This window comes from Frankia gtarii (genome assembly GCF_025403375.1).
In the GTDB taxonomy this organism is placed as follows: domain Bacteria; phylum Actinomycetota; class Actinomycetes; order Frankiales; family Frankiaceae; genus Frankia; species Frankia gtarii.
Window position 1 is genome coordinate 1 of sequence record NZ_JAMPTM010000448.1, and the last position, 3,099, is coordinate 3,099.

Annotated in this window: 2 protein-coding genes; both read right to left on the minus strand. The window is 72.9% G+C overall.

Going from position 1 to position 3,099, the window contains the following annotated elements:
- Nucleotides 1–785: 785 nt before the first annotated feature.
- The gene (locus tag NBZ83_RS31185) at nucleotides 786–1,616 is read right to left on the minus strand and encodes a rhomboid-like protein (protein ID WP_261576412.1); all 831 of its coding nucleotides are present in this window, start codon (nucleotides 1,614–1,616) and stop codon (nucleotides 786–788) included.
- Nucleotides 1,617–1,969: 353 nt separating this feature from the next.
- Entirely contained in the window at nucleotides 1,970–3,097 is a 1,128-nt protein-coding gene (locus tag NBZ83_RS31190) for an alpha/beta hydrolase (RefSeq protein ID WP_261576413.1), read from the minus strand.
- Between the last annotated feature and the right edge of the window lie 2 nt (nucleotides 3,098–3,099).

Genomic DNA, 3,099 nt, shown 5'->3' on the forward strand with positions numbered 1-3,099 from the left:
GCGGGGCGGCGGGGTTGGTGCGGCGGTCGTCGCGGGCGCATCTGTGGCCACCTGGCACCGGTGATCCCCGCTGGGCGCAGGTCCCGGCGAGGCTCCCCTCCGACCGGGCCGTGGACGACCAGGAAAGGTCATCCACGGCGCAGGGTGGCCGGTCCGCAGCCGGCGGCCGCCCGGATTCCCGGGCGGCCTCGCACCGACGGCCGCGGCTAGTCGATGCTCTCGAAGCTCCAGCCGTTATCCTCGCTGAAGACCGGCGAGAGCGCGATCAGCGGTGGGAAGACGAGCGCCGGGTGCAGCCCCAGGGTCAGCTCGTTGTTCGGCACACCGATGGTGAAGGTACCGGGCCGCGGGCCGTCGCTGATCCGCCATTCCCGCGGCTGCCCGAACGTCCGGACGCGCTCGAAGGTATCCGGGTCGCCGTCGAAGCCGAGAAACTTCGCGGAATCCGCCCGACGGATCGCCCAGGTCTCGTTGCCCGCCTGCTGGACCTGTCATTCCTGTCGGCCGGTGCGCTCCGGCAGTAGGACGGCATTATCCGCGGCGGTGCCGGTCAGTATCTGCCTCCCGTCAAGCGGGATCCGATAAACTCCATCTTGCACACCTGCCATGACTCACCCCGCTTCTTGGCGCGCGGCCGACCCAGCCGTCGTCGTGAACGCCGAACCGTTCTCATGCCAACGGTCCCTCTCATCTACTTCCTGCTGGCGGAGCGCCGGCACCGCCACCCCGACTGCGCTCCCCCGTAGGCCCGGCCGGAGCTGCGGCCAACCCGAAGCCCGGATCGCTCAGTGGTGCAGTCCGCGTGGGATGGACCACCAGACCTGGCGCGGGTGGGCCGCGACGTCGGCGGTGCCGGCCGAGGCCCGCGGCCTCCCCCGGCGAACGCGCATCGCCCAGCGCGCAGGCATGGTGGTCCTCTCCGTGGGCGCGTAGGCCAGCCGTGGACGGGGGGTTCGCCACGGCATGGCCAAGGAACGGGCGGGACGGGCGGAGTGAACGGAATGGCCGGAAGGGGACAATGCAGGGCGGGCGGCACGACGGCGCAGCGCGGGGATGGTTCCAGCGAGGCCGCCGAGGGCGAGTGCGGCGGTGTGGCCGATTCCGTCGAGGTCGCCGTCGGTGACGCCGTACATCATCACGGGGCCGACAACGGCGAGGGTCATGCCGGCCACGGTACGTAGTCGACGGGGGGTCGGCAGGGCAACCAGGGCTGCGAGGGCGCCACCGAGGGCGTAGCTCGGGCCCACATCGAGCACGTGCAGCGCGCTGGATGGCAGGCCGCCGGCCTCGACCCGAAGCCCGAGAATCCCTTCGGAGATCAGCGTCGCCGCGGTATGGCCGCCGAATGCCACCGCGAGCACCGCCACGCTTCCCACGGTGGCCTCCAGGCCGCCGACGGCCAGAGCCGCGAAGGCCAGCCAGGGCGCCACCGGCCCATCGGCCACCCAGGGGATGCTGCCGAGCAGGACGCCGAGCGGGTGACGCAGCATCTGGTGCAGGGTGGTGCTCGTCGCCCACTGCCAGCGCAGGGCGAGATCCGGGTCAGCCGCACGCAGCACCCGGGCAGCGATGAGCACGGCCAGCAGGACGCCCGTCACCGGGAACCGCCGTGGCACCGTTCGCAGCCACGCCATCGGCCTCGACGCCGCCCGTTCCGGTGGCACCGTCCGACCCGGTGGCACCGGCCGGTCTGGTGACACCGGCCAGTGTGACGCGTTCGGGCGCGGCGAGGGACGCTGACCGTCACTACGTCGACCCGGCAGCATCACGGAACACCCCCACCCAGCGAGGATCAGCGTCACCGTCATGACATCGTGGCCTGCCGCGGCATTCCCCGCCACCCGTCGAGGCAACGTCGATGTGCCGACCGCCACACGCCGATCCCCACACGCCGACCGCCACACGCCGACCGTGACCGCCCCGCCGACGGCGGCGCCAACTCACCCGCGGGCCGCGTCAGCGCCCGAGGTCAGGTCGCCGCGGTGGCCCGGGCGCCGTGGTGCGGTACCGGATGCCCCACCGGCAGCCGGATCGGAACCCCGGCGGTCGACGGGAGCGTCCAGGCCAGGCCGTCGCGCAGCGCCGGACGCCACACGCCGAAGTCGTGGCTGCCCGGACGCAGCCGCAGGCGGACGGTGAACCCCGGCCGGCCGCTCAGGATCGACGCCATCGTCCGGGTGTCCCCCAGTGCCTCGTGGTCGCCGAGGCCGCAGTCGAGCCAGATGCGCATCGGCGGCTCCGGCGCCAGCGTGGCGGCGTAGCGGACGGGGGTGTTGGCCTCGACGACCCGGGCGAGATCTCGACGATGGCCGAACAGGCCGACCATGCCCCCGTCGTGGGTGGGCCGGTCCATCCCGGACATGTCGACGATCGACCCGACCAGGTCGCGGTGGCGCAGGCCGAGGTTCAACGCGCAGAAGCCACCGGCGGACATACCGGCGAAGACGCGGTCGGCGCGGTCGGGCAGGACGCGCAGCCGGGCGTCGATCGTCGGGATCACGTCGTCGATGATGTAGGTCTCGATGTGCTCACCGGGTCGGTCGACGCATTCACTGTCGTCGAGCCAGCCGCGGCTCAGCCGCGGGGCGACGAAAATCGCCGGCCGGTGGTCGGCGGCGAGCCAGGCGCCGGTCTGCGCGGCCCGGTTCGCCCGGTACCAGTCGACCGGCACCCCCGGGGAGCCGTGCATCAGGTAGACCACCGGGAAGCGGGTGTGCGGCTCGGCGAAGTACTGGGGCGGCAGGTAGACCAACGCCTGCTGGACGCCGAAGCCGCTGCGGGCGCCGGGCACCGGCAGGCTGACAACCGTGCCCTGCGGGTGGGTCCGCGCCGACGCGGCCGGCGCGGCGGTGACCACGTCATGGGTCGACGCGGTCGGCCAGGACTTGACCCCGATGACGTCGTCGATCCGCGGCAGGTAGCTGTAGTGGGCGTTGACGAGGTCGGCCGCGGTGGCGAGGGTGAGCAGGACGGCGATCCCCGCCATCCCGACCGTGACGACCCGGCGGCCCCGCCGCGCCAGCCACAGGCAACCCACCCAGGCCACCAGCGTCATGCCCGCGAACGCCAGCAGGAACCACTTGCCGATGATGACCAAGG